Source organism: Streptomyces lasalocidi (genome assembly GCF_005280215.1).
GTDB lineage: Bacteria > Actinomycetota > Actinomycetes > Streptomycetales > Streptomycetaceae > Streptomyces > Streptomyces longwoodensis.
The window spans coordinates 387,385-413,780 of sequence record NZ_SZNQ01000001.1 but is presented as its reverse complement, the minus strand read 5'-3'; the positions used below and the strand labels follow the sequence as shown (position 1 = coordinate 413,780).

Below are 26,396 nucleotides of genomic sequence, written 5' to 3'. Positions count from 1 at the left end.
TTGTCAGGCGTCGGGTGCGGCGCGTCGGCCGAAGAGGGCCAGCAGTCGGTCGGTGGGGTCGGCGGGGTGGGGCGGCGGCAGGGGAGCGGCGAACAGGTCGGTGCGGTCCACGCCGTCGATGACCAGGGGGGCGAGGGCGAGCAGCGCCTCGACCAGGGTAGGCGGCAGCGGGGTGCGGCACCCGGTGGTCCGGTTGATGTCCCAGGCGTGCAGGGTGAGTTCGTAGCTCGCCGGCAGGGCGATCGCGTGCAGGCGGGCCGCGTCCCGGGGGAGGTCGGGCAACGTGGCCCGCAGGCGGTGCAGTTCGTGCCGGGCCGGCGTGCAACCGGGCGGCGGCGGGGGGCCGGGCGGCAGGCCGGTGAGGAGTTCACGGGTCGCGGCGGTGGAGTCGGCGAGGTGACGCACCAGCGTGGCGAGGTTCCAGCGGGTGCAGGGGGTCGGCGCGCCCGGGTCGGTGAGGGCGGCGCGCCGCAGGCTGTCCAGCGCGGCACCGGTCGCCTGCGCGAGCAAGTCCAACGGGTCGGCCCCGGGCGGTTGTTGTGCTCCGTGCTCCAGCGGTCGCGGAGGACGCCCGGGGTTCATGCGGTCGCTCCCGTCAGCACGTCCGGGACGCCGAAGTGCGCGAACAGTTCGGGGTGCAGGAAGACGACGACCCGTGAGACCAGACCGCCCTCCGTCTCCAGCACCTCGACGGCGTGCGCCCGCATCTCCCCGTGGGCGTCCTCCATGTAGACGGCCATCGCCGGACAGCCGTTGGCCCATAGGGGCAGGGCGCGGCGCGGCTTGCTGAAGACGCGGCGCTTCCAGTGGTCGCGCACGGCGTCCCGGCCGCGGAACCAGGTGGCGATCGGCGGCATCTCGTACGTGACATCGCCGCGCAGCAGTTCGGCAAGCCGCCGGGTGTCGGCGGCCTCGAACGCCTCCAGGTAGCGGCGCAGCACCTCCTCGTCCACCTCGGGCCCCGGGCGGACCTCGTCCTCGGCGGGCGGGTCGGCGGCCAGTGCGGCACGGGCGCGTTGCAGCAGGCTGCGGCAGGCGTTGACGGAGGTGCCGAGGAACTCGGCGGCCTCCGCGATCCGGAAGCCGACCACGTCGACGAGCAGCAGCACGGCCCGCTGCCGGGCGGGCAGCCGCTGGAAGGCGGCCACCAGGGCGAGCCGGGTACTGGCGCGCAACACCGTGACGTCCGAGGGGTCCTGCGCCGGCGCCGTGCGCCCGGGCGTCGGCAGCGGCGTGAGCCACGCGACCTCGTCGGCGTGCACGAGGTCCGTTCCCCCGTCCTCCGCGGCCGTGCCGAGCCCCGAGGGCAGCACCCTGCGGTGCGTGCTGGCGAGCGCCGACAGACAGGCGTTGGTGGCGATCCGGTACAGCCAGGTGCGCAGCGAGGAGCGGCCGTCGAAACGGTCGTAGCCGCGCCAGCCGCGCAGCAGTGTCTCCTGGACCAGGTCCTCGGCGTCGTGCACCGAGCCGAGCATCCGGTAGCAGTGGGCGAGCAGTTCCTGCCGGTAGGGCGCGGCGAGGGCGTCGAAGTCGTCAGTGGGCACCGAGTTCCTCCTGTACGGCGTGGCCCGTGCCGTCGTCGGCCGGGTCGTCCGGAACCGCCGCGCGGCGACGGCCGGGTGCGAGCAGCCCGAACGCGGCGCCGACGAGGGCCAGGGCGCCGGCGGCGGTCACGGCTGCGGAGAAGCCGTCCGTGAAGGCGGCGGGGGACGCCTCGCCGCCGACCGAGCCGAAGACCGCCGCCATGACCGCGATGCCCAGGGCCCCGCCGAGCTGGCGGACGGTGGTGAAGGTGCCCGCGGCCTTGCCCATCAGGGCCGGGGGAGCGGCGGTCATGACGGTCGTCTGCTGGGCCGGCATGGCCATCGAGGTTCCCGCCCCGGACAGGACGAGTGCCGCGACGGAGGCGCCGTAGCCCTGGTGCTGGTGGGCGTTGGCGCCGATCCACAGCATCCCCGCGCCCTGGAGGAGCAGCCCGGCGCAGATCAGGGCGCGCGGGCCGATCCGGTCCTGCAGCCGGCCCGCGACCGGGGCGATGAGGAACAGGGTCGCCGTCCACGGCAGGAACCGCAGTCCCGCGCCCAGCGGCGAGTGGCCGAGGGCGACCTGGAGGTACTGGGCCAGGAAGAAGACGGTGCCGAAGAGGGAGGCGGTCAGCAGCAGGGCCGACAGGTTGCCCGCGGCGAAGGCGGGCTGCCGCAGCAGACGGGTGGGCAGCATGGGGTGCGCGGCCGTCGCCTGGCGCACGGCGAATGCCGCGAGGGCGACCCCGCCGGCCACCAGCGTGCCCAGCACCTCCGCGCTTCCCCAGCCCGCGGACCCGGACCGCACCAGCGCCCAGACGAGCGCGAACATCGAGGTGGCCGCCAGCGCGATGCCGGGGACGTCGGGAGGGGTGGGCCGGCCGGTGTGTTCCGTGAGCACCGCGCGGGCGAGCGGCACCACGACGGCGATCACCGGGACGTTGATCCAGAAGATCCACTGCCAGGCGAGCCCTTGGGCCACCGCGCCGCCGACCAGCGGGCCGCCCACCACGGCGAGTCCCGTGACGGCCGCGTAGACGCCCATGACGGCTCCCCGCCGCCGCGGCGGGGTGGCCTCGGTGAGCAGTGCCAGCGCGGCCGGTGACAGCAGGGCGGCCGCGGCTCCCTGCACGGCGCGGGCGCCGATCAGGACGCCGGTCGTGGGGGCGAGGGCGCACCCCGCGGAGGCGGCGGCGAACAGCAGCAGACCTGACAGGTAGGCCCGCTTGCGTCCGATCCGGTCGCCGAGCTCGGCCGCCGGGATGAGCAGCGCGGCGAACCCGAGCCCGAACGCGTTCACGGTCCACTCCAGGTCGGCCATCGAAGCGCCCAGGTCCCGCCGGATCGTGTCGAGCGCGGTGGCGACGACGAGCTGGTCCAGGGCGACGACGAGTCCGGCCACCGCGGTGAGGGCCAGCACCCAGCGCAGGGCGGGCGGCCGGCCGGTGGCGGCGGATGGGGTCATGAGGTGTCCTTCCGATTGCGGTGTCACGGGTATGGACCCGACGACGGGGCGAATCGCATCGGTCGGCTCCGCGGGCGGTGGCCGGTGTGCGGTTCGCACGGGCCGGACCTGCCACCGGTGACCGTGTGCGGTTCGCACGGGCCGGACCTGCCACCGGTGACCGATGCATCGCGGACCCGCCGGGAGTCCTCACCTCATGAACGCCATGACCGACAGTTCCCGGCGGCTCGTGCAGACCGCCCTCGTGTCCCTGAACGGTGTGATCGGAGAGCCGCTGCGCTGGGCCGGGCCCTACTTCGGGCCCGGCAGCGCGCAGCACTCCCTGGAGGTCCTGCGGCGCAGCGGGGCGATGCTGATGGGCCGAGGGACCTACGAGCTCTTCTCCGGCCAGTGGCCCGCCGCGACCGGGCCGTACGCCGAGCACATCAACGCGATGAAGAAGTACGTGTTCTCCTCCACCCTCCAGGAGGCGGACTGGAGCAACACGAGCGTGGTCGCGGACGATCCGGCTCAGGCCGTGGCCGCACTCAAGAACACCCCCGGAGGTGACCTGATCGTCTACGGGCACGGCCGGTTCGGCCAGACCCTGTGGGACGCCGGCCTCGTCGACGAGCTGACGCTGACCGTCGTCCCCGTCGTCGTCGACGGCGCCCCGTACCACCGGCCCGGCGCCCTGCCCCGCTCCTGGGAGCTGGTCGGCGTCGGCCCGGGCCACGACCCCGGCCTCGCCGTCCTGACGTACCGCCCGGTGAGGCCCGAGAGGGTCGGGAGCGGGTCCTGACCGGGTACCTGCCACCCGACGAGGAAGCCCCCCGTCGACGGGCCCTCCAGCCCTCCCGGACTGACCTAGGAGCCCCGGACCGGCCCGCCCCGACCGGCCGCCGGGTGAACCCGAGCGGCCTCCCCGCGCGGCGGGCCGCGCCCCCCGGCCCGTGGCCCCTACGGTGTCGGACGTGCTGCTGAGCTGTGCATTCGTGAATCTGAAACCCGGCGTGGGCAAGACCACCAGCGCGGTGTGGCTGGCCCACGCCCTCTGTGCGCTGGACGTGCCGCCGCTGCTCGTCGACAGTGACCCCGCCGGTTCGGCGCTGCGCTGGAGCGAACTCGCCGGCGGTTTCCCCTTCCCCGTGGTCGCCCTCCCCGTGGGCGACGTCCACCGCCGCATCGACGACTTCCTCGGCGGGCGGCAGGCCGTGGTGCTGGACGCGCCGCAGTTGGAGGACCACGCCCGCATCGCCCGCGGCGTGATGCGCCACGCCGACGAGTGGATCGTGCCGGTCACCCCCGCGCCCATCGAGCTGGACCGGATGGCGCCCATCCAGGCCGAGATGGGTGAGGTGCAGTCGCTGCGCGCCGAACCGGCCCGCACGGCGGTGCTGCTCAACCGCACCAACCGCCGGGAGTCGACCCGGACCGGCCCGGACGCCGACGCGCGCGAGGTGCTCGCCGAGCGGGGCTTCGACGTGCTGGACACGCAGATCGCCCGCCTCGACCTGTACTCCCAGTCCTTCGGGGGTCCGGTCCAGGTGGAGGACACGGCCTACATGGACCTCGCCCGCGAACTCCTCAAGCGCCGGGAAGGCGCATGACCCCCGAGCGTCAGGACGGCGTATGAACCAGCGCAAGGACAACTACCGCGCGGCCCTGCGGCGCGACCCGGTCGAACCGCAGCCGTCCGCGCCGCGCGTCACCACGCTGAGCAACCGGTACGTGCGGGTCACCATCGAACTGGACGCGGACGTGCAGCGCCGACTGGACCGGTGGGTGACTCCGGCGGCCGCCTTGGTGACGGGTACGGCGAGGACCGCGCTAGGGGTGGTCACGGCGCTCACCGACCGGGTGCCGCCGTCGGGCACCGCGACCCGTACCTGATCCGTGGGGGAGGGGGCGGGCGGCGGGCCCGCTCCCTTCGGCCTCAGCCCTTCGATCGGGCGTAGTGCCGGGACGCCTTGGCCCGGTTGCCGCAGGCCGCCATGGAGCACCAGCGGCGGGTGCCGTTGCGTGAGGTGTCGAAGAAGTGCAGGATGCACGCCTCGTGGGCGCAGCCGCGGATGCGGTCCGGGGCGGTGGCCAGCAGTTCCAGGTAGTTGCGCGCGGCCAGCCAGGCCGGACCCCAGGCGGGGTCGCTGAACTCCGGTACCTCGCCCGGCCCTTCGGCGGTGAGCGTGGCCCGGATCCGGCCATGCCCGAGGACCGCGTCGACCGCGGCCCGGCCCTCCTGGTCGCCGGTGCCGTCCACCAGCCGCAGCAGGGCGTCACGCGTCCCGATCAGGTGGCGCAGGGTCGCCGTGTCCGTGGGGAACCGGCCCTCGCCGAGCCCGTTCGCGTCGAGCCAGAGCGCGAGCCCGTCCAGGTCGCCGAGCAGGTCCTGGACGACGCCGTCGCTGTTCCAGCGGGTGTTGAGCAGGTCCAGCGCGAGCGGTTCGCCGGTCAGGGGGCGCGGGTCGTGGACGGGGGACATGGCGGACTCCTTCCGGGCTAACCCCTCAAGTCTACGTGACTGGTTGACTCTCCTTGGATCTAACCGCTAACGTGTCGCTCAACGGTTACATCTGCGAGGGAGAGCCATGACCATGCGTACCGGCCACATCGGCCTCAACGTCACCGACCTCGACCGCTCGCTCGCCTTCTACCGCGACGTCCTGGACTTCGTGCTGGTGGGGGAGGGCAAGGAGGAGGGCAGGCGGTACGCGTTCCTCGGCGATGGCGAGAGCCTTGTCCTCACGCTGTGGGAGCAGGCGGGCGACGCGTACGACCCCGGCCGGTCCGGGCTGCACCACCTCGCCTTCGAGGTCGATTCGATCGAGCGGGTCACGGCGTACGAGCAGGCCCTGCGCAGGCGGGGCGTCGACTTCGCCCACGACGGTGTCGTGGCCCATCGCGAGGGGGCCGCGTCCGGCGGCATCTTCTTCCACGACCCCGACGGCATACGGCTGGAGATCTTCGCGCCGTCCGGCGCCGAAGGGGCCCGCGTGCCGCACGAGTCCGCTCCGACCTGCGGTTTCTTCTAGCCATGGGCGCCCCGGGCATCTACCACGAGGGCTCGCGCGCCGTGCAGGACCGGGCCGGGGTGCGTGACCTCGCCGATCACGTCGGCCGGGCGGTCGGCGACGGCATCAAACCGGTGGCGGCGGCCTTCCTCGAACTCCAGCCGCTGCTGGTGGTCGGCGCGGCCGCCCCGGACACCGGGCGGGTCTGGGCGTCGGCGCTGGCCGGACGGCCCGGCTTCGTCCGAGCGACCGGCCCCCACCGGATGTCCGTGACCGGCCGGCTCCGGCCGGGGGACCCGCTCGAAGGGGCCCTCGCCACCGACGGCACCCCGGTCGCGACCATCGCCCTGGACCCGCGCACCCGCCGCCGCATGCGCCTCAACGGCGAACTCCGGCCCACGGAAGCGGGCTTCGCGGTGACGGCGGAGCGCGTCTTCGCCAACTGCCCCAAGTACATCCAGCGCAGGGAGTCCTACGAGCTGTTGACCGAGCGGTCCGCCGGGAGCCCACGTCACGGGCACGAACTGACCGAAGCGCAGCGGGCGTTCGTCGCCTCGGCGGACACGTTCTTCCTCGCCACCGCGCACGACGGCCATGCGGAGGTGAGCCACCGGGGCGGACTCCCGGGCTTCGTGCGGGCCGACTCGGCGCGCGCCTTGAGCTGGCAGGACTACGTCGGCAACGCCATGTTCCTCACCCTGGGCAACCTCGCCGTGGACCCCCGCGCCGGTCTGCTGTTCCTTAACTGGACGACGGGCACCACCCTCCAGGTGACCGGCGAGGGGCGCACGGAGTTCACGGCGGACGGGGAGCGCCGGGTGCGCTTCACGGTGTCCGAGGTGACCGAGACGGCCGGCGCGGTGCCGCTGCGCTGGTCGGCACCGGAGCCCTCGCCCGCCAACCCGCCGGTCAGGACGTAGCGTTCGCGACCACGGGACCCTGAATGCGGACCGTCACAGGAAGCGCCGGATCGGGATGACGGCGGCCTCCTTGGCGCGCTGCCGCACCGGCCGGCGCTTCCACCGTTCGAGGTCCATGTCTACGCTGCGCTCCACGTCGGCGTCGTAGTCGGCGTCCAGCACGGCGGTGAACTCCTCGTCCAGGACCGCGAGCATGACCTCCTCGTCGTGGTCCATCGACCGGCGGTTGAAGTTGGTGGAGCCGATGAGCGAGGCCACCGAGTCCACGGTGATGATCTTGGCGTGCATCATCGTCGGCTGGAACTGGCGGATGTGCACCCCCGCCTCCAGCAGACGCCGGTAGTAGTGCTGGCCGGCGAGCCGGCAGGCCCGCTGGTCGGTGTACGGGCCGGGCAGCAGGATCTCCACCCGCACACCCCGGCGAGCGGTGCGGCACAGCAGGTCGACGAAGTACGGGTCCGGCGCGAAGTAGGCCGTGGCGAGGCGGAAGCGCTCCTCGGCGGAGGTCAGCATGACCCGGATCAGGGTCTGCATGTCCTGCCAGCCGAGGCTCGCCGAGCCGCGCACCACCTGGACCACCGACGAGCCGGGCTGCGGGTGCTCGGTGAACCGGTCGCGGTCGTCGAAGAGTTCGTCGTGGCACTCGGCCCAGTTCTGGGCGAAGGCCGCGGCGACGCCGTCCACCGCCGGACCCCGCACCTGGACGTGGGTGTCCCGCCACTCGTCCGGGTTGCGGGCGTTGCCGCACCACTCCTCGGCGATGCCGACCCCGCCGGTGAACGCCGTGTGCTCGTCGACGATCAGCGCCTTGCGGTGGCAGCGGTGGTTCTGCTTGAACGGCGACAGCCAGACGGGCTTGCGGAACCAGGCGACCTGCACCCCGGCCTCGTCCATCAGGTCCAGCAGGTCCGGCTCGATCTCCTTGGCGCCGAACCCGTCGAGCAGCAGCCGCACCCGCACGCCCGCCCGGGCGCGGTCCGCCAGGGCGGCGGCGAAGTCGCGGGCGATCTGGCCGCGCCAGTACACGAACGTCATCATGTCGATCGTGTGGCGGGCGTCCCGGATCGCCGCGAGCATCGCGGGGAAGATCTCGTCGCCGTTGCGCAGGGGGAGCAGTTCGTTGCCCTCGGTGGCGGCCACGCCGATCAGCCGCTCGAGGCGGCGACGCAGGCGTTGCTTACGGGCCTCCGCGTCGAGATCGCCACGCGGGGCGGCGGACGCGGGCATGCCGTCGAGGATCACGCGGACTCTCCTGGCGGGTCGGAGGAACAGACAGCGAGCCCGGCCAGCGGCCGGACCCAGAGAAGCTGATGCCCACCAACCGCGGCCTCACGCCGCCGACTCCCTTTCCGTGCCGCCGACGCGTCGCCGAACTCCCCGTCCGCGACGACCGCACGACGCCCGGCCCGCACCCCCGGCCACGAGGACAAAGACCGGGCCCCACCAGGGGCGCTTCGGCTAGCCTCCGCTCATGCAGCAGGACTACCCCCTCGTGCGGCACCTCTTCCCCGACCTCGTCACGGAGCTGATCGCTCTCCTGGAGGCGGAAGGGGAACGGGAGTTGGCCGTGTGCGCGTGGGACCTCCGCCTGGTCGAGGAGTGCGCGTGCGGTGACGGCTTCTGCCAGAGCTTCCGCACGGCTGCCCACCCGAGCGGACAGCCCTACGGCATCGGCCACCGGTGCGTTCCGCTCCTGCCCGCGCAGGGGCTGATGTGCCTGGACGTCGTCGACGGCCGCATCATGTACGTGGAGATCATCGACCGGCCGCCGCTGCACCGCCGAACCGCCCCGTGACACCCCTCCGGCTTCCCGCGGCGCGCGAGGCGCCCGCGGGACGTCTACCGGCCTGCCGTGCCGCGTACCGCCCTGCTCTTGGCGGGCGAGTCGTCGGTCTGCTGGTGGACGGCGCGATCCGGGTAGGTCCGGCGCCAACGGCCCTGAGTGGGTCGGACCTGCACGGCGGAGTGCATGACGAGGCGTCACCCTGACCCGGCAGGAACAGATCGGCGGCGGCGGGTTGTTCAGGGGGTGTTGATCATGCTCGGCGAGGGGTCTTCGCTCGGCGGGCGCCCTGTGTACCGAGACTGAGGAAGTACCCCATGTTCCAGCGCATTCTCCTCGCCGTCGACTCCGGTCCCGCCGGCCGGCCCGTCGTACGCCTGGCCGGTGACCTGGCCCGGCTGACCGGGGCCCGGGCCCGGGTCGTGCACGTCGCCGCGTCGTCCGCGACGCTCGCCGCCGTCGTGCCCCTGGAGGACGACGCGGAGGCGAAGCTCGTGCTCGACGAGGCCGTGACGTCGCTGCGGGACGCGGGTGTCGAGGCCGACGGTGTCGTCGCGCGTGCCCTGACGACGCAGATAGCCGCCGCCGTGTCCGCCGCCGCCGAGGAGTGGAACGCCGACCTGATCGTCCTCAGCCCCCACCACCGCGGCGCGCTGGAGGCCCTCATCAGCCCCCGCGTCAGCGACGCCGTCGCGCACAGCACCCGGGCGGCCGTACTCCTCGCCCCCGAGGACACCGCCGGTCACTGATCCGAGCACGAACGCGTACGGCACGCGGCCCGCGGTGTGCGGGACGCGTGCCGTACGGGCTCGCGGGGCGTACGTCAGCCGGCGTCGGCCGGCCGGCGGCGGGCCAGGGCGGCGACCGTGGCGAGCAGGACCAGCAGCGCGGCGGCGAACCAGGTCATCACCGTGACCGCGGAGAAGGAGCGGGTGGCCACGCCGATGCCGACGGCGGGCAGGGTGAGGCCCAGGTAGGAGATCAGGAAGAGTCCGGCGAGGGCCTCACTGCGCCGCGCCGGAGCCGCGAGCGCGGCCACCGTGCCGACGGACGCCTTGAACAGGACGCCCGCGCCGACGCCCGCGACGACACCGCCCACGAGGAAGGCGGTGAGGTCGCCGGTGCGCATCCCGGCGACGAGCGTCACGACGCCGACCAGCTGGGCCACCAGACCCAGGGTGCGCTTGGCGGCGGTGCTCAGCCGGGCCGTCAGGCTCTGTGCGGTGGCCGCGGCACCGAACACCACGAAGACGATGAGCCCGGCGAGGGCGCGGGACGGGTGGTGCAGCGCCCCGGCGACGAACCCGGGGGCCACCGAGGTGAACAGGCCGAAGACGGCGAAGGACGCGAACCCCGCGGCCGCGGCGGCGGTGAAGCCCGCCCGGTCGCCGTGGTCGACCGAGATGCGCCGGGGCCGGTAGGCCGGCCGGGTGCGGGGCGTCTCGACCGTTTCCGGGGTGAGGACGACCGCGACGGCGCTCGCCAGCAGCAGCGCCGCGAACACGAGGTACGGGGTGCGCAACGGCCCGGTGACCCACTGGGCGAGGACTCCCGCGACGAGCGGGCCGACGCCCAGGCCGCCGATGTTGGCCGCGGTGGAGACCAGCTCGAAGCGCTGGGTGGAGGCACCGGGCCGGTGGGCGGTGTGCAGGTCGTGCAGGTGGGCCGTCGCGGTGGCGGTGACCAGGCCGACGCCCAGGCCCGTGACGAGCCGGGCGACGAGCAGCACGGGCAGCGAGGTGCTCGTCAGGAAGAGCACCGCGGCGACCAGCTCGAAGCCGATCGCGGGAAGGAGGAGCTTCTTGCGGCCGAACTGGTCCGAGAGGTGGCCGGCCAGCACGAGACTGATGATCACGCCGACGGCGTAAGTGGCGAAGACGACGGTGACCATGAAGGTGGAGAACCCGTCCTCGGCCATGTACAGCGGGTACAGCGGCGTGGGCACGGTGGAGAACGCCATCGCCGTCAGGAACGCGAAGGCGATCAGCGCGAACCCGATGCCGTGCCGTCGGCCGCCGGTGGGCGTCGCCGTGGGGCTGGGCTGGTGGACCTGGTGGAGTGCGGACACCGACTGCGCCATGACGGGCTCCCGATCTGGGGCGAGCGACTTGCTGGAACTGCTCGGACACCCCCAGCGTGGACCGCGGCAGCCATCTCGTCCAACGACAGTTCGAGAGCGTTGCCATCTCTTTGAGAGATGGTTGGGGGATACTCGGGCGATGGAACTGCGTCAGCTCGAGTGTTTCGTCGCCGTGGCCGACGAGGCGAACTTCACCCGCGCCGCAGCCCGGCTGCACGTCGTGCAGTCGGCCGTGTCCAGCACGATCAAGAGCCTCGAACGCGAACTCGGCACGCCGCTGCTGGACCGCACCTCCAAGCGCGTCTTCCTCACGGACGCCGGGGCCGCCCTGCTGCCCCGCGCCCGCGCCACCCTCCACGCCGCCCGGGAAGCGGCGGACGCGGTGGCCGAGGTCCGCGGCGGACTGCGCGGCACCCTGCGGCTGGGCACGCTGACCTCGGTACGGCTGCTCGACCTCGCGGCGCTGCTCGGTGAGTTCCACCGCCGCCACCCGGGCGTCGTCCTCCAGACCAGCGCGCTGCCCTCCGGCTCCCAGGGGCTGGTCGAGGCCCTCCTGGAACGGCGGCTCGACCTGGCCTTCGTCTCGCTGCCCGGCCCCCGCCCCGCGGGCATCGAGCTGATCGACCTCACCAGCTCGGTCCTCGACCTCGTCGTACCGGCCGGGCATCCGCTGGCGCGGCGGGAGCGGGTCTCGATCGGAGACCTGGCCGGGCTCGACTTCGTCGACTCCCCGGTGGGCTACGGCAACCGGGCCGTGGCCGACCGGGCCTTCGCCGCCGCCTCCGTGACCCGCCGCGTCGCCGTCGAGATCACCGACATCGGCACCGGGGCGGACTTCGTCCGCCACGGCCTGGGCGTGGCCCTGCTGCCCCGCTTCGCCCTGCGACCGGCGGCGGACATCACCATCCGCACGGTCCATGACGCCGACCTGGACTGGCCGTTGTCCCTCGCGGTCCCGGACGACCACCGCCCGGGCGCGGCGGCCCGGGCCATGATCGCCCTCGCCCACGAGTTCGTGAGCTGACGCGAGGGGGCTGGGCCCGGGCCGGTCCCCGGGCGCCCGGCGCTCAGCCGCCCACGTGGATGCCCGGCCGGCGCTGCGGGTCGGGCTCGTTGCTGCGCACGATCTCGCGGGTGACCGGGGCGGTGTCGCCGCGGCCGAGGAGGAAGTAGCGGAACATGTGCACCAGCGGGCTGCCCTCGGCCCAGGAGAAGTAGCAGTGGGGGAGTACGCCCGTGGCGTCCCGCAGGGCCAGCAGGACCGCCGCGATGGCGTTGGGCGCGGCCGGCGCCTCGGCGCGCAGCACCCGGTAGTCGCCGACCTGGACGCCGTGGATGGTGAGCGTCTCGCTGAAGTCCGAGGGGTCGACCACGTCGATCTCCAGGAACAGCACGTCGGCCCGCCCCGGCACGTGGTTCACCCCGCGCTGTTCGCGCTCCTTGGCGCGGTACTCGGCCTCGTCACCGGTGTCGCGGCGGTTCGCGATGATGTTGATGGCGTCGTCGTGGGCGAGCGTGTCGGAGACGAAGCGGCGGGCGGCGTCGTCGAACACGATGCGGTCCGCGCGCAGTTCGGTGGTCCGCGCCACCCGGGAGACCAGTGAGACGACCACGATGCCGATGATGAAGAACCCGGAGATGGCGATGCCGTCGGGCTTGTCGACGATGTTCGCGGCCAGGGCGTAGAACAGCACCGCGGTGAGGGCCGCGAAGCCCACCGTGGCGAGCCGGCGACGCCCGCGCGTGACGGACACGGTGACGGCGAAGGCGCCGGACACCATCATCGCCAGGATGCCGGTGGCGTACGCGCCGGCCTGGGCGTCGACGTCGGCGTCGAAGGAGATCGTGATCAGCACGCACAGGGCCGTGTACACGAGGACGACCGGCCGCACCGCGCGCCCCCACTCGGGGGCCATGCCGTAGTCGGGCAGGTAGCGCGGCACGATGTTGATCAGCCCCGCCATGGCGGACGCGCCCGCGAACCACAGGATGAGGATGGTGCTGATGTCGTACGCCGTGCCGAACGCCTCACCGATCTGCTCGTGGGCCAGCCAGGCCAACGCCCGCCCGTTGGCGGCCCCGCCGGGCTTGAACTCGTCCTTCGGGATGAGGACGGTGGTCACGAAGCTCGCGGCCAGCAGGTAGACGCTCATGATGGCGGCGGCGGTGGTGAGCAGCCGGCGGGCGTTGCGGACGCGGGCGCGCAGCCGCTGTTCGGGGTCGTCGCCCTTGGCCTTGATCAGCGGCATCATGCTGACGCCGGTCTCGAACCCGGACAGGCCCAGCACGAGCAGCGGGAAGGCCAGCACGGCGGGGCCGATGAGATCACCGAAGCCGCCTCCGGTGTCGGCGAGCGCGTCCGTCCACCCCGACAGGGCGCCGGCGGTCGTGAAGACGTGGACCAGGCCGACGGCGATGACGATCGCGTTCAGCAGCAGGAAGACCGCGACGAGCGGGATGGCGACGGTGACCGCCTCGCTGAACCCGAGCAGGAACACCCCGCCCAGGAGCAGCAACAACGCCACCGTCAGGCCGACCTGGTGACCGTGCAGCGCGGCCGGGAAGAAGGGGTTCTCCATCACGTGGACCGTGGCGTCCGCCGTGGACAGGGTGATGGTGATGATCCACGACGTGGCCACGAACCCGAGCAGCACCAGGACGAACAGCTTGCCCCACCAGAACGGCAGGAGGTCCTCCAGCATGGCGACCGACCCCGCGCCGTTCGGGCTCTCCTTGGCCACCCTGCGGTACATGGGCAGCATGCCCAGCAGCGTCAGCGCCACGATCAGCAGCGTCGCGAGCGGTGACACGGCCCCGGCGGCCGTCGCGGCGATGGCGGGGACGTACGCGAGGCTGGAGAAGTAGTCGACACCGGTCAGGCACATCACCTTCCACCACGGCTGCGACTCGGCGTGGCTCTCGCCCGCGGCGGGGCCCACCGGCTGCACCTTGTGCCGCAAAAGCCACCGCGCGGCTGTGCCGTTCGGCGGCGTGCGCAGCGCCGGACTGTCCACCGTCTCCGGCATGCTCGGCCGGCCCCCGTCGCTCATGTCCTGTCTGCCCTTTCCACCCGGTCACCGACAACGGTCGCCGCCGGATCCGGCCGCGACGATCACTGAGTATGGGGCCTTACGGCCCCGTACCCGCACGGACACCTCCGGACCCGGCCCCGTCCACCGGGCCCGTGGCCCCCACCGGCCCGGCCTGCACCGACACGCGGGCGCCGCGCTCGACGCGTCTTCCCCGCGCGCAACCCCGCATGCCTGGCGGGCCGGCCGCTGCGACCAGGCGCTCGCCCGCGCCGCCCGACGCGCGCTTGCGCTGGAGCGCACTCCAGGTCGTAGCGTCGTGAGCGACGGGGCAGGACCCGTGGCACCGGTTCGGGATGCCGGTCGGCGCTTCCTGTCGCTTGATGGACGAGTGGCTCCCGCACCGCCGGGACGAGACGCACACACACGCAGGGAAGGACCGGGACACGTCATGCAGAAGCGCAGTCTGAGGGACCTCGAGGTGTCGGCCATCGGCCTGGGATGCATGGGCATGTCCGCGTTCTACGGCACCGCCGACGAGGACGAGGGCATCGCCACCATCCGGCGCGCCCTCGACCTGGGCATCACCTTCCTCGACACGGCCCAGATGTACGGCCCTCTCACCAACGAGTCGCTGGTCGGCGAGGCGATCCGGGGCCACCGCGACGAGTACGTGATCGCGACCAAGTTCAACTACCGGATGGACGACGCCGTACCCGGCGACATCAGCACCGTGGGCCCGCAGGACGGCTCGGCCGAGCACGTGCGCAGCTCGGTCCACGGCTCCCTGCAGCGCCTGGGCACCGACCACATCGACCTGTACTACCAGCACCGGGTCGACCCCAAGGTGCCGATCGAGGAGACCGTAGGCGCGCTGGGCGAGCTGGTGGCCGAGGGCAAGGTGCGGTACATCGGGCTGAGCGAGGCGAGCGCGGAGACCATCCGGCGGGCCCACGCCGTGCACGCGGTCACCGCCGTGCAGAGCGAGTACTCGCTGTGGTCGCGGGACGTGGAGGCCGAGGTGCTGCCCGCCTGCCGGGAGCTGGGGATCGGCTTCGTGCCGTACTCGCCGCTCGGGCGGGGCTTCCTCGCCGGGCGGTTCTCCACGCCGGACGAGCTCGACGCGAACGACTGGCGCCGCCAGAACCCGCGCTTCCAGGACGCCAACCTGGAGGCCAACCTGCGGCTGGCGGCCAAGGTGAAGGAGATCGCCGCCGAGAAGGACGTGACCCCCGCCCAGCTGGCCATCGCCTGGGTGCTGGCCCAGGGCGAGCACCTGGTGCCGATCCCCGGCACCAAGCGCCGCACCTACCTGGAGCAGAACGCCGGCGCGGTCGGCATCGAGCTGACCGCGGACGACCTGGCGCGCATCGCCGCCGAGCTGCCGGAGGCGGCGGGGGAGCGCTACGACGAGGCGGGGATGCGGTCGGTCAACCGCTAGGGGGTGTCGTTTGCATCATTCCGGCGTCGCAGGCTCTGGCACGCGCATCTGCGGCGTTGTCGTCGGTTTCCCCCACTCTCGGCTTCGCTCGAGCGGGAGGGGCCCCCATCGCTCCGCGTCGCCGCCCTCCTCCGCCTTGCAGCTGCACGCACCGGACCCCGCTCGGGTCGGCGACAAGGCGCCGTGGGCCGGGCCGGACTGATCCACACGACAGGCCCTGGCCGCACGGCCACACCGCGGCCGGGGCATGATCCTCACCATGGGGACACACATCGCACCGGCCGCGGTGGCCGACTTCCACCAGGTCGTCACCGATCACTCCCGGTACTGGGGCGAGCGCGACCTTCGGTCGCTCCACCTCCTCGCCCTGGTGCAGGAGTTCGGCTCCACCTGCCTGGTCGCGCGGGCCGAGGACGGGATCCGCGGGTACGTCTTCGGGTTCGTCACGCCCGACGGCACCGGGTACGTGCACCTGATCGCCACCCGGGACGACGCGCGGGGCACCGGCCTCGGGCGTCGTCTGTACGCGGCGTTCGCCGAGGCGGCCCGACGGCACGGCGCACGCAGGCTGAAGGCGATCACGTCGGTCGGCAACACCGGCTCGGTCGCCTTCCACCGCCGTCTCGGCTTCGACGCGAGGACCGTCGAGGACTACGACGGCGCCGGCCGCCCCATGGTCGTCTTCCACCGGGAGCTGCCGCTCGACGGCCCGCGGTCCTGACCCGCCGCCGTCACCCGGCGCCGACGTACTGGTCCGAGGACAGCGCGAACACCCGTACCGGGCGGCCCAGGGCGGGGTGGACGGTGTCGAGGACCGGACGCATCCCCAGCTTGGCCATGACCCGTTGGGAGGCGTCGTTGCCCACTTGGGCGATGCTGACGATCCGTTCCAGCCCGCACTCCTCGAACCCGAACCGCACGGCGGCCGCGGCGGCCTCGGTGGCCAGCCCCCGCCCCCAGTGCGGCCGTCCCAGCCGCCAGCCGACCTCGACGGCGGGCAGCACCTCCGGGAGGTACTCGGGCACCGAAAGCCCGGTGAACCCGGCCACTTCGCCGGTGGACCGTACCTCCACGGCGAACAGGCCGAAGCCCCGGGACTCCCACTCGCCCTCCCACGCCCGGATCCTGGCGCGGGTCTGCCGTTCGTCGAGGACACCGCCGTCCCGGATCCACCGCATGACCTCGGGGTCGCCGTTGACGGCGGCCATCGGGCCGACGTCCTCCTCGCGCCAGCGACGCAGGATCAGACGGGGAGTCTCGAGCCGGACCATCGCATCATTCTGGATCACCGGCGGGCCCCTCGCCATCCTCTCCCGGCAGGTCCACCACGCGCCCCAGCGCGCGCAGTTCCCGCACCACGGCGCGCACCACGGCCGACCCGGCCAGCTCGGGGGTGGTCACATAACCGACCTGCCGGGTCGGGCGGCGGGGACCGAGCGGGGTGATGCCGACCGAGGCCGGTGCCCCGGCCAGGGACAGGGCGGGCATGATCGCCATTCCGTGTCCGGCGCCCACCAGGGACAGCACCGCCCCGTCGTCCTCGGCCTCCACGGTCGCCGCGGGGATCCAGTCCTGCGCGGCCCACCACGTGCGGGTGCGCGCACCGCAGCTCTCCGCCCAGTCGACCAACGGCAGGGAGCGCGGGGAGGCATGGCCCACCGGGTGCGCCAGCGCGTACGGCTCCTCGAACAGGCCCCTCGCCACCAGTCCCGGAGCGAGCGGCGCCGAACCACCGAGCGTGGCGATGGCCAGGTCGGCCCTTCCGTCGCTCACCTCACCCGCCGTGCCGCGCCCTACCTCCCGGACGATCCGCACCCGGGGCTCGATACCGGGACAGCGGGCACGCAACCGCTCCAGGACGGGCGGCAGCAGGTGCAGGGCCGCGCTGCGGAACGCCGCGATCCGCAGCGGCCCCTCCCACACGTCGGACCGGGACGCCCCACGTGCCTCGACCACCAGCACGTCCAGCAGCCGCAGCACACGGCGTGCGTGCGCCACCGCCGCCTCCCCGGCCGGCGTGGGCCGCGCACCGGAACGGCCGCGCTCGAACAGCACGGCACCGATCTTCCGCTCGCTGCCCCGCACCGAGTGCGACACGGCCGACTGCGTGAGACCCAGCGTCCCGGCCGCCGCGGAGAAGCCGCCGGTGTCGGCGACCGCCACCAGGACGCGCAGTTCCCGCGGGGCCAGATCGGAGTCGGTCGTGCGGGTCACCGGGCGCCTGCCTCACCGTATGAGTGCTGCTCATGGAACGACGTCTCGCATGACCCCAACCGCCTGCCCAGCAGGGGCATTCCCGCCCTACGGTCCGCTCATGACCGACACCGCGCTCACCGTCCACCAGACCGCCCGCCCCCACGGCTTCCCCACCGCCCGGCACTTCGCCTTCGTCGAGTCGGCGCTGCCCGAACCCCCGGCCGGCGGCGCCCTGGTGCAGAACCTGTACTGGTCCGTCGACCCGTACCACCGCGAGATGATGGACGACGTGCCCGGCGGCTTCACGCTGGGCGCCCCCCTCGAAGGCCGCGCGATCGGACGGGTCGTCGCCTCGCGCACGCCCCGAGTGGCCGAGGGCGAGGTCGTCTTCCACCGGCGGGGCTGGCGCACGCACGCGGTGGTCGTGCCCGAGGAGATCCGCCGGCTGCCCCACCACGACGGGGTGCCGCTGTCCGCGTACCTGAGCGTCCTCGGCGGCACCGGCCTGACCGCCTACGTGGGGCTGACCCGGATCGCCCGGCTGGAGGAGGGCGAGGACCTGTTCGTGTCGGCCGCGGCGGGCGGGGTCGGCACGGCGACCGCACGCTTCGCGCGGCTGCTCGGCGCCGGACGCCTCGTGGGCAGCACCGGGTCGGCCGCCAAGGCCGGCCACCTCGCGCGGGTGGTCGGCTACGACGCCGCCTTCGACTACCACGACGGACCGGCCGCCGACCTGCTCGCCGCGGCCGCGCCGGACGGGATCGACGTCTTCGTCGACAACGTCGGCGGTGAGCAACTGGCAGCGGCGGTCGGGGCATTGCGCCCGCACGGCCGCATCGTGCGCGTCGGCACCGTCAGCCAGTACAACACCCCCGGCGTGACCCTGCCGCGCTTCGACCACGCGGACGTCGTGGAGAAGAGCCTGCGCATGGAGGGCTTCCTGGTCCGCGACCACACCGACCTCCAGGAGGAGTTGTACGACTTCGCCGTACCCCACCTGCGCAGTGGCCGCCTCACCCCCGACGAGACGGTGGTGGACGGCTTCGAGCACATCGTGGACGCCTTCCTGGACATGCTGCACGGCCGCACCACGGGGAAGACCGTCGTCCGGTCACGGTGAAGGGCCGCCCCGCACGGGTCCGTCACCCGGAGGCCGGTGTGTTCGAAGTGATACAGGAGTTCGCTCGGAAACAGTGGTGCGGGAGTTCGTTCCGAAACACTGGTGTGCAAGTATCACCGGCATGGCAGAGGAACCACTGGTGGGAACCCAGCACACCGAGCCGGCCCAGTCGCCGGGCGGCCTGTCCGTCCTGACCGCCGTCACCGGCGACGTGCACGTGGTGACGCCGGCCGGGGAGATCGACCACCACACCGGCGACGACCTGAAGCGAGCCCTCGACGAGGTCATCGGCGCGGCACGTCCCCGCGTCGTGCTCGACATGCGGCAGATCGGGTTCATGGACTCCAGCGGCATCAACCTCCTCCTCACCGCCCACCGCGCCGCCACCGAAGCCGGCGGCTGGCTGCGCCTGGCCGCCCTCACCGAGGCGGTCCTGCGCACCCTGCAACTCGTGGGCGTCGACACGGTGATCGACTGCCACCCCACCGTCGACCAGGCACTCACCGGCTGACCCGACGGTCGTGGCTCCCGGAGCGCGACCACTGCCCGTCTAACGCGGTGACCGGGCCGTGGGGCGGGTCCCGCCGCACCAGGGTCACCGGTCCCGCTCGGTGTGACCCACCGCTCCTCGTTCAGCGGGAGCCCGGGACTACACCCTCCAGAAACGCCGGGAGGGCCGTGGCGGGGTGTCCGAGCAGGTCCTCCAGGGTGGTTCCCGTGGTGGCGAACTCGCCGCGTCGGGAGGCGTGGAACATGCCGAGGAGCAGGTCGGCCTGCTCGGCGGGCATGCCGTGCCCGACGAGTCCGGCCGTCCATTCCTCGTCCTCGACGACCACGCGGCGGACCGTGCGCCCACCGAGCCGGGTGAGGATACCGGCCACGTCGTCGAGGTCGTACGCCCGTGCCGCGGTCAGGGGCGGGGTCGGGCCCTCGTAGCGGCCCTCGTCGGTGAGGAGGACGGCGGCCGCCTCGGCGAGGTCGTCGTGCGTGGTCCAGGACACGGGCCCGTCGGCCGGCGCCCGTAGCTCGCCGGTCTCCAGCGCGCCGCCCAGGAGGAGCGGCACGGTCCCGGCGTAGAAGCCGTTGCGCAGTGACGTGAACGGCGCGCCGGTGGTGGACAGGTACCGCTCCGTGGCCGCGTGGTCGGGCATGGGTGCGAAGAGCGAGTCGGCGCCGGCGCCCTGGTGGCTGGTGTAGAGGATCCGCTCCGCCCCGGCCGCGCGGGCCGCGTCGATCGCTGCCCTGTGCTGGGCGACCGCCGCGTCGCCGGTGTCGTTGACGGAGACGACGAGGACCTGTGAGGCGCCCTTGAACGCCTCGGCGAGCGAGGCCGGGTCCGTGTAGTCGCCGCGCCGCACCTCCACGCCCTCGGCGTGGAGGCCGGCCGCCCGCTCGGGGTCACGCACGCAGGCGACGACCTGGTCCGCCGGTACCCGGGTGAGGAGCCGACGGACCATCCGGGAGCCGAGCTGACCGGTGGCGCCGGTGATGACGAACATGCTGTACCTCCATGGCTGGGGTGCCGTTGCGATCGACGTTATCACCGTTATCGATGAAACGGTATCGTTGTTAATAACGGCGATACCGAGCATGCGTTATCGTCGGACCGTGACAGATGCCACCAAGCCCCTGGACGGTCGGTCCGCGACGCGGACGAACCTCGTGGAGGTCGCTGCGCGCCTCCTGCGCGAACACGGCCCCAGCGGGGTCACCACCCGGGCGGTCGCCCAGGCGGCAGGCGTGCAGGCACCCGCCATCTACCGGCTCTTCGGTGACAAGGACGGCCTGCTGGACTCGGTCGCCGAGCACGTCCTGGCGACCTACGTCGCAGGGAAGCGCTCCGAGCACAGCGATCCGGTGGCGGACCTGCGGGCCGGGTGGGACACGCACATCGGCTTCGGCCTCGCCAACCCGGCGGTGTTCGGCCTCCTCGCGGACCCCGACCGCGCGCTGCGCTCACCGGCCACGGTCGCCGGCCTGGACGTCCTGCGCGCCCGCGTGCACCGCCTCGCCGCGGCCGGACGCCTGCGCGTGCCCGAACGACGCGCGGTGGAGCTGATCCACGCCGCCGGGACCGGTGCCGTGCTCGCCCTGCTCGCGGTGCCGCCCGAGCGGCGTGACCTCGGCCTCGCCGACGCGATGTACGACGCGGTCACCCGGGCGGTCCTCACGGACGTACCGGCCGTGGACGCGAACGACACCGCTGCCGCGGCCGTCGCGTTCCGTGCCGTCGTACCGGAGCTGCCGATGCTCAGCGGCGCCGAGCGCGCCCTGCTGGCGGAGTGGTTGGACCGGCCGACGGACTCGCCGGCCTGAACGCCGCTGCGGCCGCGCATCCGGTAGTCGTCACCCGTCCGGCGGGCCGGCTCCCGTCGGTCCTCTGCCGTCGCCTCGGTGCCGCGCGCGGTCGGGGGGCGTGCTCAGCGGTTCAGGAGCAGGACCAGGACGATCGTCGCCACCGCGCTGATGAGCAGGGAACCGAGGCAGCCGACGCGGTTGCTGAAGAAGAACATGGCCCCCGGTTACCCCTTTCTCAGGCCCGCGCACTTGCGGAAGGGCTCTGATCGGCGGTGTTCGGCGGTAACCGTGGCCGTTCGCCGTTCGCCGTTCGCCGTAGGCCGTTCCGCGCGAGGCCCGACCGGGCGCGGGAGGCGGAACCGCCCTGTGAGGCGGATCACGCCCCCGGATGTCACGATCGAAACCGCCCCGCTGTCCTCATTACGTACAGCGCCTAGCGGATGGGAGTGGACATGAAGATCGCGGTTGCCGGTGGTACCGGAGTGGCCGGGCGGTACGTCGTGGAGGCGCTGCGCGCCCGCGGCCACGAGCCGGTGGTGCTGTCGCGTGCGAAGGGAGTGGACCTGCTCGACGGGACGGGACTGGAGGCCGCGCTCGCCGGGGCGGAGGGCGTCGTGGACGTCGCCAACGTCACCACCATGCGCAAGTCGGTGGCGGTGGACTTCTTCGACCGGGCGGGACGCAACCTGGTCGCGGCGGCCGAGCGGGCCGGGGTCCGGCACCTGGTGACGCTGTCCATCGTGGGCGTCGACCGGGTCAGGAACCCGTACTACGCGGGCAAGCTGCGCCAGGAGGAGATCGCCCGGGGCGGGGCGGTGCCGTGGACGATCCTGCGGGCGACGCAGTTCCACGAGTTCGCGGGTCAGGTGCTGAGTGGTGTGCCCGGGCCGATCGCGGCGGTGCCGAAGGCACCCGTGCAGCCCATCGCCGTACGGGAGGTGGGTGAGGCCCTGGCCGACCTCGTGGCCGGACAACCGCAGGGCATGGCCGGCGAACTGGCCGGCCCGCGGGTCGAGTCGCTGGTCGACATGGCGCGGGCCCTGATCGCCGCGGGCGGGGCGCGTCGGCGCCCGGTGCTGCCCATGTACTTCCCCGGGGGCATGAGCTCCGGTGGCCTGCTGCCCACCGGGCCGGGGGCCCGTGGCACCCAGACGTTCGCCGACTGGCTCGGTCAGCAGAAGGTGACGACGCCTGCGTGACGCTGTGCGGCGCCCGGACCTTCGGCGAGCGAGCGAACGAACGCGGATGGGCCGCTGACCTGCCGCGGTGACCGGGTCCGGGGGGCCGGCGCCCGGCGGCCGTCGTCCTCACACTGGGGCCGCCGGGCCCCCATCGCCGCCTCCGCCGCCCCGTGGCCGTCTTCCTCGTCGCCCGCCGGTGCATCGACGCGCGCGGGAGCGCTCAGGCGGGCGCGGTGGCCGGTGGGCCGGTGACGGCGGCGAGCTGCACCTTGCTCTCGTCCTCGCTGCCCGGCGCGGCGGTCAGGATGACGATCTTGAGGTCGGAGTCGCCGTCGGTGAGCACGTCGCAGTCCACCTCGACCGGTCCCACCGTCGGATGGTCGATGCTCTTGTGGTCCTCGCGGTGGGCGGCCACCTCGCCGGTCGCCCAGAGGGCGGCGAACCGCTCGTTGCCCGCGAGGAGCCGGCGGATGAGCCGGGCCAGGCGCTCGTCCTGCGGGAAACGGCCGGTGGCGCGGCGCAGGTCGGAGACGACGGCGGCGTCGGTGGCGTCCCGGTCCGTCTCGGTGACCGGCCACAGCGCGAGGCAGGGAGGGGCGCCGTCGACGGGGAAGCGGTCGCGGGCGAAGTTGCGCAGCCGGGGCGGCGCGGGGGATGGGTCGCCCAGCAGGGCGGCCCAGCTGCGGTTCCACCACAGCAGGCTCCAGTCGGCCGCGAACACGGCGACCGGCACGTCCGCGAGGCGGGTGAGCACCCGCTGCACACCGGGCGGGAGGTGGTCGGGGATGACGCCGGGCGCGGGGGGTGCGAGGCGGGCTAGCCGGTACAGGTGGTCGCGCTCGGCGGTGGACAGGTGCAGGGCGCGTGCCAGGGCGGCCACCACCGAGGGGGAGGGGGTCGTGGCCCGCCCCTGTTCGAGGCGTACGACGTAGTCGACCGACACCCCGGCCAGCTCGGCGAGTTCCTCGCGCCGGAGCCCGGTCGCCCGGCGCCCGCGGGCCACGGGCAGCCCGGCGGCCGACGGGGGCAGCCGGTCGCGCCAGGTGCGGATCATGGTGCCCAGTCCGGTTCCGGGTGTCGTCGGCATGCCTTCCATGCTCCCGCATCGCGGGCGGCGCGCGTCGGCGCGAGGGTGGTACGGCTCGTCCTACCGTCACGGCGTCCCTGGCCCCGCCCTCCCGGCCGGGCCCAGGATCGACGGCATGACGATCACCTTCATCACCGGAGCCAACAAGGGACTCGGCCGCGAGACCGCCCGCCGCCTGATCGGACTCGGCCACACCGTGCTGCTGGGGGCCCGCGACCCCGAGCTGGGCCGGGTGGCCGCCGCCGCGCTCGGCGCCCGTTACGTCCCCCTCGACGTCACCGACGACGCGTCCGTGGCGGCGGCCGCGGCGGACGTGGCCGCGCACGAGGGCAGGGTCGACGTCCTGATCAACAACGCGGGTGTGCACGGCCCCGTGGGCGACCCGAGTGACCTCACGGCCGCCGACGCCCTCGCCGTCCTCGACGTCAACCTCATCGGTGTCATCCGTACGACCACCGCCTTCCTGCCGCTGCTGCGGCGCTCGGACGACCCCGCGATCATCAACGTCAGCAGCGGCATGGGTTCCCTCGCCCTCACCCATGACCCCGACCGTCCCGAGTCAGGCGTCATCGCCCCGCTCTACACGTCGTCCAAGGCCGCCCTGACGATGCTGACCACGCAGTACGCCAAGGCGCTCAAGGACATCCGCGTCAACGCCGCCGACCCCGGCTACACCGCGACCGACCTCAACGGCCACAGCGGCCCCCAGACGGTCACGGAGGGCACGGACGCGATCGTGTCCCTCGCCACGGAGCTCCCCGGTGCGGGCACCGGCCGCTTCGTCTCCCGGCACGGGGAGATGGCCTGGTCCTGAACTCGGCCGTGCGCCGGGGCGCGTTCCTCCTCTCGGAACACGGTCCCAGGGCCGCGTTGCCCAGGCCGCGATGCCGTCACCCTTGTGGCTCGCGGCGGCGGGCGGTCCCGGCGGTGGCGTGGTCGACTGGCCGGGTGCGCGGTGCGGCGCGGGTCGCAAGGGCGGGCCTGGAGGCGGTCATGGTCGAGGGTGCACCGTATGGGCGGATCGCGGTGGTCACCGGGGCGGCGCGCGGCGTGGGAGCGGCGGTGGCACGCCGGCTGGCCCTGCGGGGCATGCGGGTGGCACTGCTGGGCCGGGAACTCGACTCCTTGCGCCAGGTCGCGGCCGGGTTGCCGACCGAGGCGCACTGCTTCGAGGTCGACGTCACCGACGAGGCGGCGCTCCAGGGCGCGGCCCTCAGCGTCGGCGCACGCCTTGGGCCCGCGTCGGTGGTGATCGCCAACGCGGGGATCGCCGCCGCGGGCCCGTTCGCCGCGTGCGAGGCGTCGCTGTTCGACCGGGTGGTCGAGGTCAACCTGATCGGCAGCGCGAACACCGCCCGCGTCTTCCTGCCGCAACTCGCGCGCACCAGGGGGTACTTCCTCCAGGTGGCGTCCACCGCCGCGTTCGGCTCGGCGCCGCTGATGAGCGCCTACTGCGCGTCGAAAGCGGGCGTGGAGTCGTTCGCCCAGGCCCTGCGTACCGAGGTGCGTCCGGCGGGAGTGGGGGTGGGCATCGCGTACCTGCACTGGACCGGCACCGACATGATCGCGGCCCTCGACGACCATCCGGTGCTGCGGGCCCTGCGTTCCCATCAGCCCGCACCCGCCCGCCGCGTGCACAGTCCCGAGCAGGTCGCCGGATGGCTGGTGCGCGGGGTCGAGCGGCGCGCGGTCAGCATCTACGCGCCACCGTGGCTGCGTCTGGTGCAGCCGCTGCGCCCGGTGCTGCCGCTGGTGGTGTCGGTGGTGGCACGGCGGTCGTTGTCGGCGCTGCCGGCCGAGGAGTTGGAGCGGACCACCGGGGTGCTCGGCGCGGGCGGTGCCGCCGACCTGCGGGCGCGCGGCGCGGTACCGCCGGTGCCGCCGGTGACCCCGCCCCAGACCTGAGCAGGGGAGGGGCGGGGCGGGTGGCTCGCAGGACTCCGCTGCGGAGGGCGTGACTTCGTGCTCCGGGACAGCACGGTGGCCGCATGTGATACGACCACGCTCGGTCGCGGTCAGGTAGGTTCTGGCCATGGCTTGTGACTGGCGGACGGACCGGATCGGTAGTGCTCTGCGCGGTGAGAACCCGGCTGTGCTGCGCCGCTTGGAAGCGGGGTTCGCAGTGATCGGCGATGTGCAGTTCCTGCCGGGCTACTCGGTGCTCCTGGTGGACGACCCGAACGTGGAGAGACTCTCGGATCTGCCCAGGGCCAGACGGATGTCGTTCCTGTCCGACATGGACCAGCTCGGCGAGGCAGTCGAGCGAGTGTCCCGTCGCATGGACACAGCCTTCCGGCGAGTCAATCTTGAAATCCTGGGCAACACCGATGGGTTCCTGCATGCGCACATATGGCCGCGCTTCGGCTGGGAGCCGACCGACTTGGTTGGCAAGCTTGTATGGCTCTACCCCCACGACAGATGGACCGACGAGCAGTTCGCACTCGGTCCGCAGCACGACCCGCTGCGCAAGGCGATCGAGGATGAGCTGGACCAGCTTCGCTCGGTGCGTTGAAGACGGGCCGGCGTGTGAGTACGAGGGCCTCCTCACGGGCGAGGAGGCCGCATCGCTCTGGCCGAGGGATTGCTGTGCACCGCAAGGCTCTCCGGGCGGATCGGTGTCGGCCGTGATCGGCGGCCGGTACCGATCCACCACGGAGTGTGCGACGACTGCAAGTGTGGCTGCGGTCAGCGGACTTCCGTGAGCCTGCCCGTGGCCACGTCGAAGACGAAACCGCGGACGCGGTCCTTGTGGACGACGAACGGGTCGGCCTTGATGCGCGCGACGGACTGCCGTACGTCGTCCTCCAGGTCGGGGAACGCCTCCGCCGCCCAGGGCGGACGGATCCCGGTGTCCTTCTGGACCTCGTCCTTGAACCCGTCGTCGGTGAAGGTCAGCATGCCGCAGTCGGTGTGGTGGATGAGGATGATCTCCTCGGTGCCGAGGAGGCGTTGGCTGATGGCGAGCGAGCGGATCTCGTCCTGGGTCACCACTCCGCCGGCGTTGCGGATGACGTGCGCCTCGCCCTCGTTGAGGCCGAGGATCGCGTAGACGTTCAGCCGGGCGTCCATGCAGGCCACGACGGCCAGTTGGCGGGAGGGCGGCAACGGGAGCGGGCCGGAGAAGGTCTCGGCGTAGCGGGCGTTGTTGGCGAGCAGTTCATCGGTGACGGACATGACGGACCTCGGTTCTCTCGTACGGGGAAGGGCGCGGACGGGGTGATGGCGCGGAGCGGGATCACGAGGCCCGGCTACAGAATCCGTCGAAGAGGTAGACACGACGCGA

The 26,396-nt window shown here is 73.2% G+C and carries 29 protein-coding genes; 17 read left to right on the top strand and 12 right to left on the bottom strand.

The annotated features are described in order from the left end of the window. Positions 1-3 precede the first annotated feature (3 nt). From E4U91_RS01515 to E4U91_RS01505, 3 genes are read right to left on the bottom strand one after another with little or no spacing between them, the layout of a single operon-like run. On the bottom strand, positions 4-582 hold the full coding sequence (locus E4U91_RS01515) for a DinB family protein (protein WP_137304838.1): 579 nt from the start codon (positions 580-582) through the stop codon (positions 4-6). Further along, the gene (locus E4U91_RS01510) at positions 579-1,544 is read right to left on the bottom strand and encodes an RNA polymerase subunit sigma-70 (RefSeq protein ID WP_137304837.1); all 966 of its coding nucleotides are present in this window, start codon (positions 1,542-1,544) and stop codon (positions 579-581) included. The genes E4U91_RS01515 and E4U91_RS01510 overlap by 4 nt, the downstream gene beginning before the upstream one ends. After that, the gene (locus E4U91_RS01505) at positions 1,534-2,988 is read right to left on the bottom strand and encodes an MFS transporter (protein ID WP_137304836.1); all 1,455 of its coding nucleotides are present in this window, start codon (positions 2,986-2,988) and stop codon (positions 1,534-1,536) included. The genes E4U91_RS01510 and E4U91_RS01505 overlap by 11 nt, the downstream gene beginning before the upstream one ends. Before the next feature lie 205 nt (positions 2,989-3,193). On the opposite strand from E4U91_RS01505, the gene E4U91_RS01500 reads away from it, so the two are divergent. From E4U91_RS01500 to E4U91_RS01490, 3 genes are all read left to right on the top strand, one after another. Then, on the top strand, positions 3,194-3,769 hold the full coding sequence (locus E4U91_RS01500; protein WP_168218051.1) for a dihydrofolate reductase family protein: 576 nt from the start codon (positions 3,194-3,196) through the stop codon (positions 3,767-3,769). Positions 3,770-3,962: 193 nt separating this feature from the next. After that, complete coding sequence (locus E4U91_RS01495) at positions 3,963-4,577, top strand: ParA family protein (RefSeq protein WP_241678466.1); 615 nt, start codon at positions 3,963-3,965, stop codon at positions 4,575-4,577. Between the two features lie 22 nt (positions 4,578-4,599). After that, positions 4,600-4,860 carry a hypothetical protein gene (locus E4U91_RS01490; RefSeq protein WP_137304834.1) on the top strand — a complete coding sequence of 87 codons (261 nt, stop codon included), beginning with the start codon at positions 4,600-4,602 and terminating at the stop codon, positions 4,858-4,860. A 43-nt stretch (positions 4,861-4,903) separates the two neighbouring features. On the opposite strand, the gene E4U91_RS01485 is transcribed toward E4U91_RS01490, so the two are convergent. Continuing rightward, the gene (locus E4U91_RS01485; RefSeq protein WP_137304833.1) at positions 4,904-5,449 is read right to left on the bottom strand and encodes a CGNR zinc finger domain-containing protein; all 546 of its coding nucleotides are present in this window, start codon (positions 5,447-5,449) and stop codon (positions 4,904-4,906) included. A 106-nt stretch (positions 5,450-5,555) separates the two neighbouring features. Between E4U91_RS01485 and E4U91_RS01480 the strand changes: the two genes are divergently transcribed. Together E4U91_RS01480 and E4U91_RS01475 are read left to right on the top strand one after the other, a co-directional pair. Next, positions 5,556-5,999, top strand: coding sequence for a VOC family protein (locus tag E4U91_RS01480; protein ID WP_137304832.1), 444 nt, complete (start codon positions 5,556-5,558; stop codon positions 5,997-5,999). Between the two features lie 2 nt (positions 6,000-6,001). Next, complete coding sequence (locus E4U91_RS01475; RefSeq protein WP_137304831.1) at positions 6,002-6,898, top strand: pyridoxamine 5'-phosphate oxidase family protein; 897 nt, start codon at positions 6,002-6,004, stop codon at positions 6,896-6,898. 33 nt (positions 6,899-6,931) lie between these two features. Here the strand turns inward: E4U91_RS01475 and E4U91_RS01470 are convergent, their stop codons facing one another. Then, positions 6,932-8,125: a phospholipase D-like domain-containing protein gene (locus tag E4U91_RS01470; protein ID WP_137310603.1), complete on the bottom strand. Its 1,194-nt coding sequence runs from the start codon at positions 8,123-8,125 to the stop codon at positions 6,932-6,934. Between the two features lie 244 nt (positions 8,126-8,369). Here E4U91_RS01470 and E4U91_RS01465 point away from each other — a divergent pair, with 244 nt between their 5' ends. Both E4U91_RS01465 and E4U91_RS01460 read left to right on the top strand, forming a co-directional pair. Then, positions 8,370-8,693, top strand: a complete 324-nt coding sequence (locus E4U91_RS01465) for a hypothetical protein (RefSeq protein ID WP_241678465.1) — start codon at positions 8,370-8,372, stop codon at positions 8,691-8,693. 305 nt (positions 8,694-8,998) lie between these two features. Further along, positions 8,999-9,430, top strand: a complete 432-nt coding sequence (locus E4U91_RS01460) for a universal stress protein (protein ID WP_137304830.1) — start codon at positions 8,999-9,001, stop codon at positions 9,428-9,430. Positions 9,431-9,504: 74 nt separating this feature from the next. Here E4U91_RS01460 and E4U91_RS01455 read toward each other — a convergent pair whose 3' ends face one another. Next, on the bottom strand, positions 9,505-10,761 hold the full coding sequence (locus tag E4U91_RS01455) for an MFS transporter (protein ID WP_137304829.1): 1,257 nt from the start codon (positions 10,759-10,761) through the stop codon (positions 9,505-9,507). 139 nt (positions 10,762-10,900) lie between these two features. Between E4U91_RS01455 and E4U91_RS01450 the strand changes: the two genes are divergently transcribed. Continuing rightward, positions 10,901-11,785, top strand: a complete 885-nt coding sequence (locus E4U91_RS01450) for a LysR family transcriptional regulator (RefSeq protein WP_137304828.1) — start codon at positions 10,901-10,903, stop codon at positions 11,783-11,785. Positions 11,786-11,828: 43 nt separating this feature from the next. Here the strand turns inward: E4U91_RS01450 and E4U91_RS01445 are convergent, their stop codons facing one another. Continuing rightward, positions 11,829-13,811, bottom strand: a complete 1,983-nt coding sequence (locus E4U91_RS01445; RefSeq protein ID WP_137304827.1) for an APC family permease — start codon at positions 13,809-13,811, stop codon at positions 11,829-11,831. Positions 13,812-14,241: 430 nt separating this feature from the next. Here E4U91_RS01445 and E4U91_RS01440 point away from each other — a divergent pair, with 430 nt between their 5' ends. Both E4U91_RS01440 and E4U91_RS01430 read left to right on the top strand, forming a co-directional pair. Then, entirely contained in the window at positions 14,242-15,231 is a 990-nt protein-coding gene (locus E4U91_RS01440) for an aldo/keto reductase (protein ID WP_137304826.1), read from the top strand. 247 nt (positions 15,232-15,478) lie between these two features. After that, complete coding sequence (locus tag E4U91_RS01430) at positions 15,479-15,952, top strand: GNAT family N-acetyltransferase (protein WP_137304824.1); 474 nt, start codon at positions 15,479-15,481, stop codon at positions 15,950-15,952. A 10-nt stretch (positions 15,953-15,962) separates the two neighbouring features. On the opposite strand, the gene E4U91_RS01425 is transcribed toward E4U91_RS01430, so the two are convergent. Together E4U91_RS01425 and E4U91_RS01420 are read right to left on the bottom strand one after the other, a co-directional pair. Next, entirely contained in the window at positions 15,963-16,502 is a 540-nt protein-coding gene (locus tag E4U91_RS01425; RefSeq protein WP_137304823.1) for a GNAT family N-acetyltransferase, read from the bottom strand. Between the two features lie 4 nt (positions 16,503-16,506). Beyond that, a complete protein-coding gene (locus E4U91_RS01420; protein ID WP_137304822.1) occupies positions 16,507-17,445 on the bottom strand; it encodes a LysR family transcriptional regulator in 939 nt (312 codons plus the stop codon). A gap of 100 nt (positions 17,446-17,545) precedes the next feature. Here E4U91_RS01420 and E4U91_RS01415 point away from each other — a divergent pair, with 100 nt between their 5' ends. Together E4U91_RS01415 and E4U91_RS01410 are read left to right on the top strand one after the other, a co-directional pair. Beyond that, positions 17,546-18,547: an MDR family NADP-dependent oxidoreductase gene (locus tag E4U91_RS01415; RefSeq protein WP_137304821.1), complete on the top strand. Its 1,002-nt coding sequence runs from the start codon at positions 17,546-17,548 to the stop codon at positions 18,545-18,547. Positions 18,548-18,668: 121 nt separating this feature from the next. Then, entirely contained in the window at positions 18,669-19,058 is a 390-nt protein-coding gene (locus tag E4U91_RS01410) for an STAS domain-containing protein (protein WP_137304820.1), read from the top strand. Between the two features lie 121 nt (positions 19,059-19,179). Here the strand turns inward: E4U91_RS01410 and E4U91_RS01405 are convergent, their stop codons facing one another. Continuing rightward, a complete protein-coding gene (locus tag E4U91_RS01405) occupies positions 19,180-20,046 on the bottom strand; it encodes an NAD(P)H-binding protein (protein WP_137304819.1) in 867 nt (288 codons plus the stop codon). Positions 20,047-20,155: 109 nt separating this feature from the next. On the opposite strand from E4U91_RS01405, the gene E4U91_RS01400 reads away from it, so the two are divergent. Together E4U91_RS01400 and E4U91_RS01395 are read left to right on the top strand one after the other, a co-directional pair. Beyond that, a complete protein-coding gene (locus E4U91_RS01400) occupies positions 20,156-20,863 on the top strand; it encodes a TetR/AcrR family transcriptional regulator (RefSeq protein ID WP_241678464.1) in 708 nt (235 codons plus the stop codon). A gap of 434 nt (positions 20,864-21,297) precedes the next feature. After that, positions 21,298-22,044, top strand: a complete 747-nt coding sequence (locus E4U91_RS01395) for an SDR family oxidoreductase (RefSeq protein ID WP_137304817.1) — start codon at positions 21,298-21,300, stop codon at positions 22,042-22,044. A 202-nt stretch (positions 22,045-22,246) separates the two neighbouring features. Here the strand turns inward: E4U91_RS01395 and E4U91_RS01390 are convergent, their stop codons facing one another. Beyond that, entirely contained in the window at positions 22,247-23,113 is an 867-nt protein-coding gene (locus E4U91_RS01390) for a helix-turn-helix transcriptional regulator (protein ID WP_137304816.1), read from the bottom strand. Between the two features lie 115 nt (positions 23,114-23,228). On the opposite strand from E4U91_RS01390, the gene E4U91_RS01385 reads away from it, so the two are divergent. The 3 genes from E4U91_RS01385 to E4U91_RS01375 all read left to right on the top strand — a co-directional run bounded on the left by E4U91_RS01385 (position 23,229) and on the right by E4U91_RS01375 (position 25,625). After that, positions 23,229-23,927, top strand: a complete 699-nt coding sequence (locus E4U91_RS01385) for an SDR family NAD(P)-dependent oxidoreductase (RefSeq protein WP_137304815.1) — start codon at positions 23,229-23,231, stop codon at positions 23,925-23,927. 179 nt (positions 23,928-24,106) lie between these two features. Further along, positions 24,107-25,018 (top strand): short-chain dehydrogenase/reductase, encoded by a 912-nt coding sequence (locus E4U91_RS01380; RefSeq protein WP_137304814.1) that lies wholly within the window; start codon positions 24,107-24,109, stop codon positions 25,016-25,018. A 127-nt stretch (positions 25,019-25,145) separates the two neighbouring features. Then, positions 25,146-25,625, top strand: coding sequence for an HIT family protein (locus tag E4U91_RS01375; RefSeq protein ID WP_137304813.1), 480 nt, complete (start codon positions 25,146-25,148; stop codon positions 25,623-25,625). Positions 25,626-25,798: 173 nt separating this feature from the next. Here E4U91_RS01375 and E4U91_RS01370 read toward each other — a convergent pair whose 3' ends face one another. Continuing rightward, positions 25,799-26,287, bottom strand: coding sequence for a beta-class carbonic anhydrase (locus tag E4U91_RS01370; RefSeq protein ID WP_137304812.1), 489 nt, complete (start codon positions 26,285-26,287; stop codon positions 25,799-25,801). Between the last annotated feature and the right edge of the window lie 109 nt (positions 26,288-26,396).

Bases quoted from the DNA above. Each gene is read 5' to 3' on its own strand.
- E4U91_RS01385 (WP_137304815.1), top strand. From the start codon at position 23,229: ATGACGATCACCTTCATCACCGGAGCCAACAAGGGACTCGGCCGCGAG.
- E4U91_RS01455 (WP_137304829.1), bottom strand. From the start codon at position 10,761: ATGGCGCAGTCGGTGTCCGCACTCCACCAGGTCCACCAGCCCAGCCCC.
- E4U91_RS01375 (WP_137304813.1), top strand. From the start codon at position 25,146: ATGGCTTGTGACTGGCGGACGGACCGGATCGGTAGTGCTCTGCGCGGT.
- E4U91_RS01380 (WP_137304814.1), top strand. From the start codon at position 24,107: ATGGTCGAGGGTGCACCGTATGGGCGGATCGCGGTGGTCACCGGGGCG.
- E4U91_RS01505 (WP_137304836.1), bottom strand. From the start codon at position 2,988: ATGACCCCATCCGCCGCCACCGGCCGGCCGCCCGCCCTGCGCTGGGTG.
- E4U91_RS01460 (WP_137304830.1), top strand. From the start codon at position 8,999: ATGTTCCAGCGCATTCTCCTCGCCGTCGACTCCGGTCCCGCCGGCCGG.
- E4U91_RS01445 (WP_137304827.1), bottom strand. From the start codon at position 13,811: ATGAGCGACGGGGGCCGGCCGAGCATGCCGGAGACGGTGGACAGTCCG.
- E4U91_RS01490 (WP_137304834.1), top strand. From the start codon at position 4,600: ATGAACCAGCGCAAGGACAACTACCGCGCGGCCCTGCGGCGCGACCCG.
- E4U91_RS01500 (WP_168218051.1), top strand. From the start codon at position 3,194: ATGACCGACAGTTCCCGGCGGCTCGTGCAGACCGCCCTCGTGTCCCTG.
- E4U91_RS01390 (WP_137304816.1), bottom strand. From the start codon at position 23,113: ATGCCGACGACACCCGGAACCGGACTGGGCACCATGATCCGCACCTGG.
- E4U91_RS01470 (WP_137310603.1), bottom strand. From the start codon at position 8,125: ATGCCCGCGTCCGCCGCCCCGCGTGGCGATCTCGACGCGGAGGCCCGT.
- E4U91_RS01440 (WP_137304826.1), top strand. From the start codon at position 14,242: ATGCAGAAGCGCAGTCTGAGGGACCTCGAGGTGTCGGCCATCGGCCTG.
- E4U91_RS01410 (WP_137304820.1), top strand. From the start codon at position 18,669: ATGGCAGAGGAACCACTGGTGGGAACCCAGCACACCGAGCCGGCCCAG.
- E4U91_RS01425 (WP_137304823.1), bottom strand. From the start codon at position 16,502: ATGGTCCGGCTCGAGACTCCCCGTCTGATCCTGCGTCGCTGGCGCGAG.
- E4U91_RS01415 (WP_137304821.1), top strand. From the start codon at position 17,546: ATGACCGACACCGCGCTCACCGTCCACCAGACCGCCCGCCCCCACGGC.
- E4U91_RS01450 (WP_137304828.1), top strand. From the start codon at position 10,901: ATGGAACTGCGTCAGCTCGAGTGTTTCGTCGCCGTGGCCGACGAGGCG.
- E4U91_RS01465 (WP_241678465.1), top strand. From the start codon at position 8,370: ATGCAGCAGGACTACCCCCTCGTGCGGCACCTCTTCCCCGACCTCGTC.
- E4U91_RS01395 (WP_137304817.1), top strand. From the start codon at position 21,298: ATGAAGATCGCGGTTGCCGGTGGTACCGGAGTGGCCGGGCGGTACGTC.
- E4U91_RS01480 (WP_137304832.1), top strand. From the start codon at position 5,556: ATGACCATGCGTACCGGCCACATCGGCCTCAACGTCACCGACCTCGAC.
- E4U91_RS01405 (WP_137304819.1), bottom strand. From the start codon at position 20,046: ATGTTCGTCATCACCGGCGCCACCGGTCAGCTCGGCTCCCGGATGGTC.
- E4U91_RS01485 (WP_137304833.1), bottom strand. From the start codon at position 5,449: ATGTCCCCCGTCCACGACCCGCGCCCCCTGACCGGCGAACCGCTCGCG.
- E4U91_RS01370 (WP_137304812.1), bottom strand. From the start codon at position 26,287: ATGTCCGTCACCGATGAACTGCTCGCCAACAACGCCCGCTACGCCGAG.
- E4U91_RS01475 (WP_137304831.1), top strand. From the start codon at position 6,002: ATGGGCGCCCCGGGCATCTACCACGAGGGCTCGCGCGCCGTGCAGGAC.
- E4U91_RS01430 (WP_137304824.1), top strand. From the start codon at position 15,479: ATGATCCTCACCATGGGGACACACATCGCACCGGCCGCGGTGGCCGAC.
- E4U91_RS01515 (WP_137304838.1), bottom strand. From the start codon at position 582: ATGAACCCCGGGCGTCCTCCGCGACCGCTGGAGCACGGAGCACAACAA.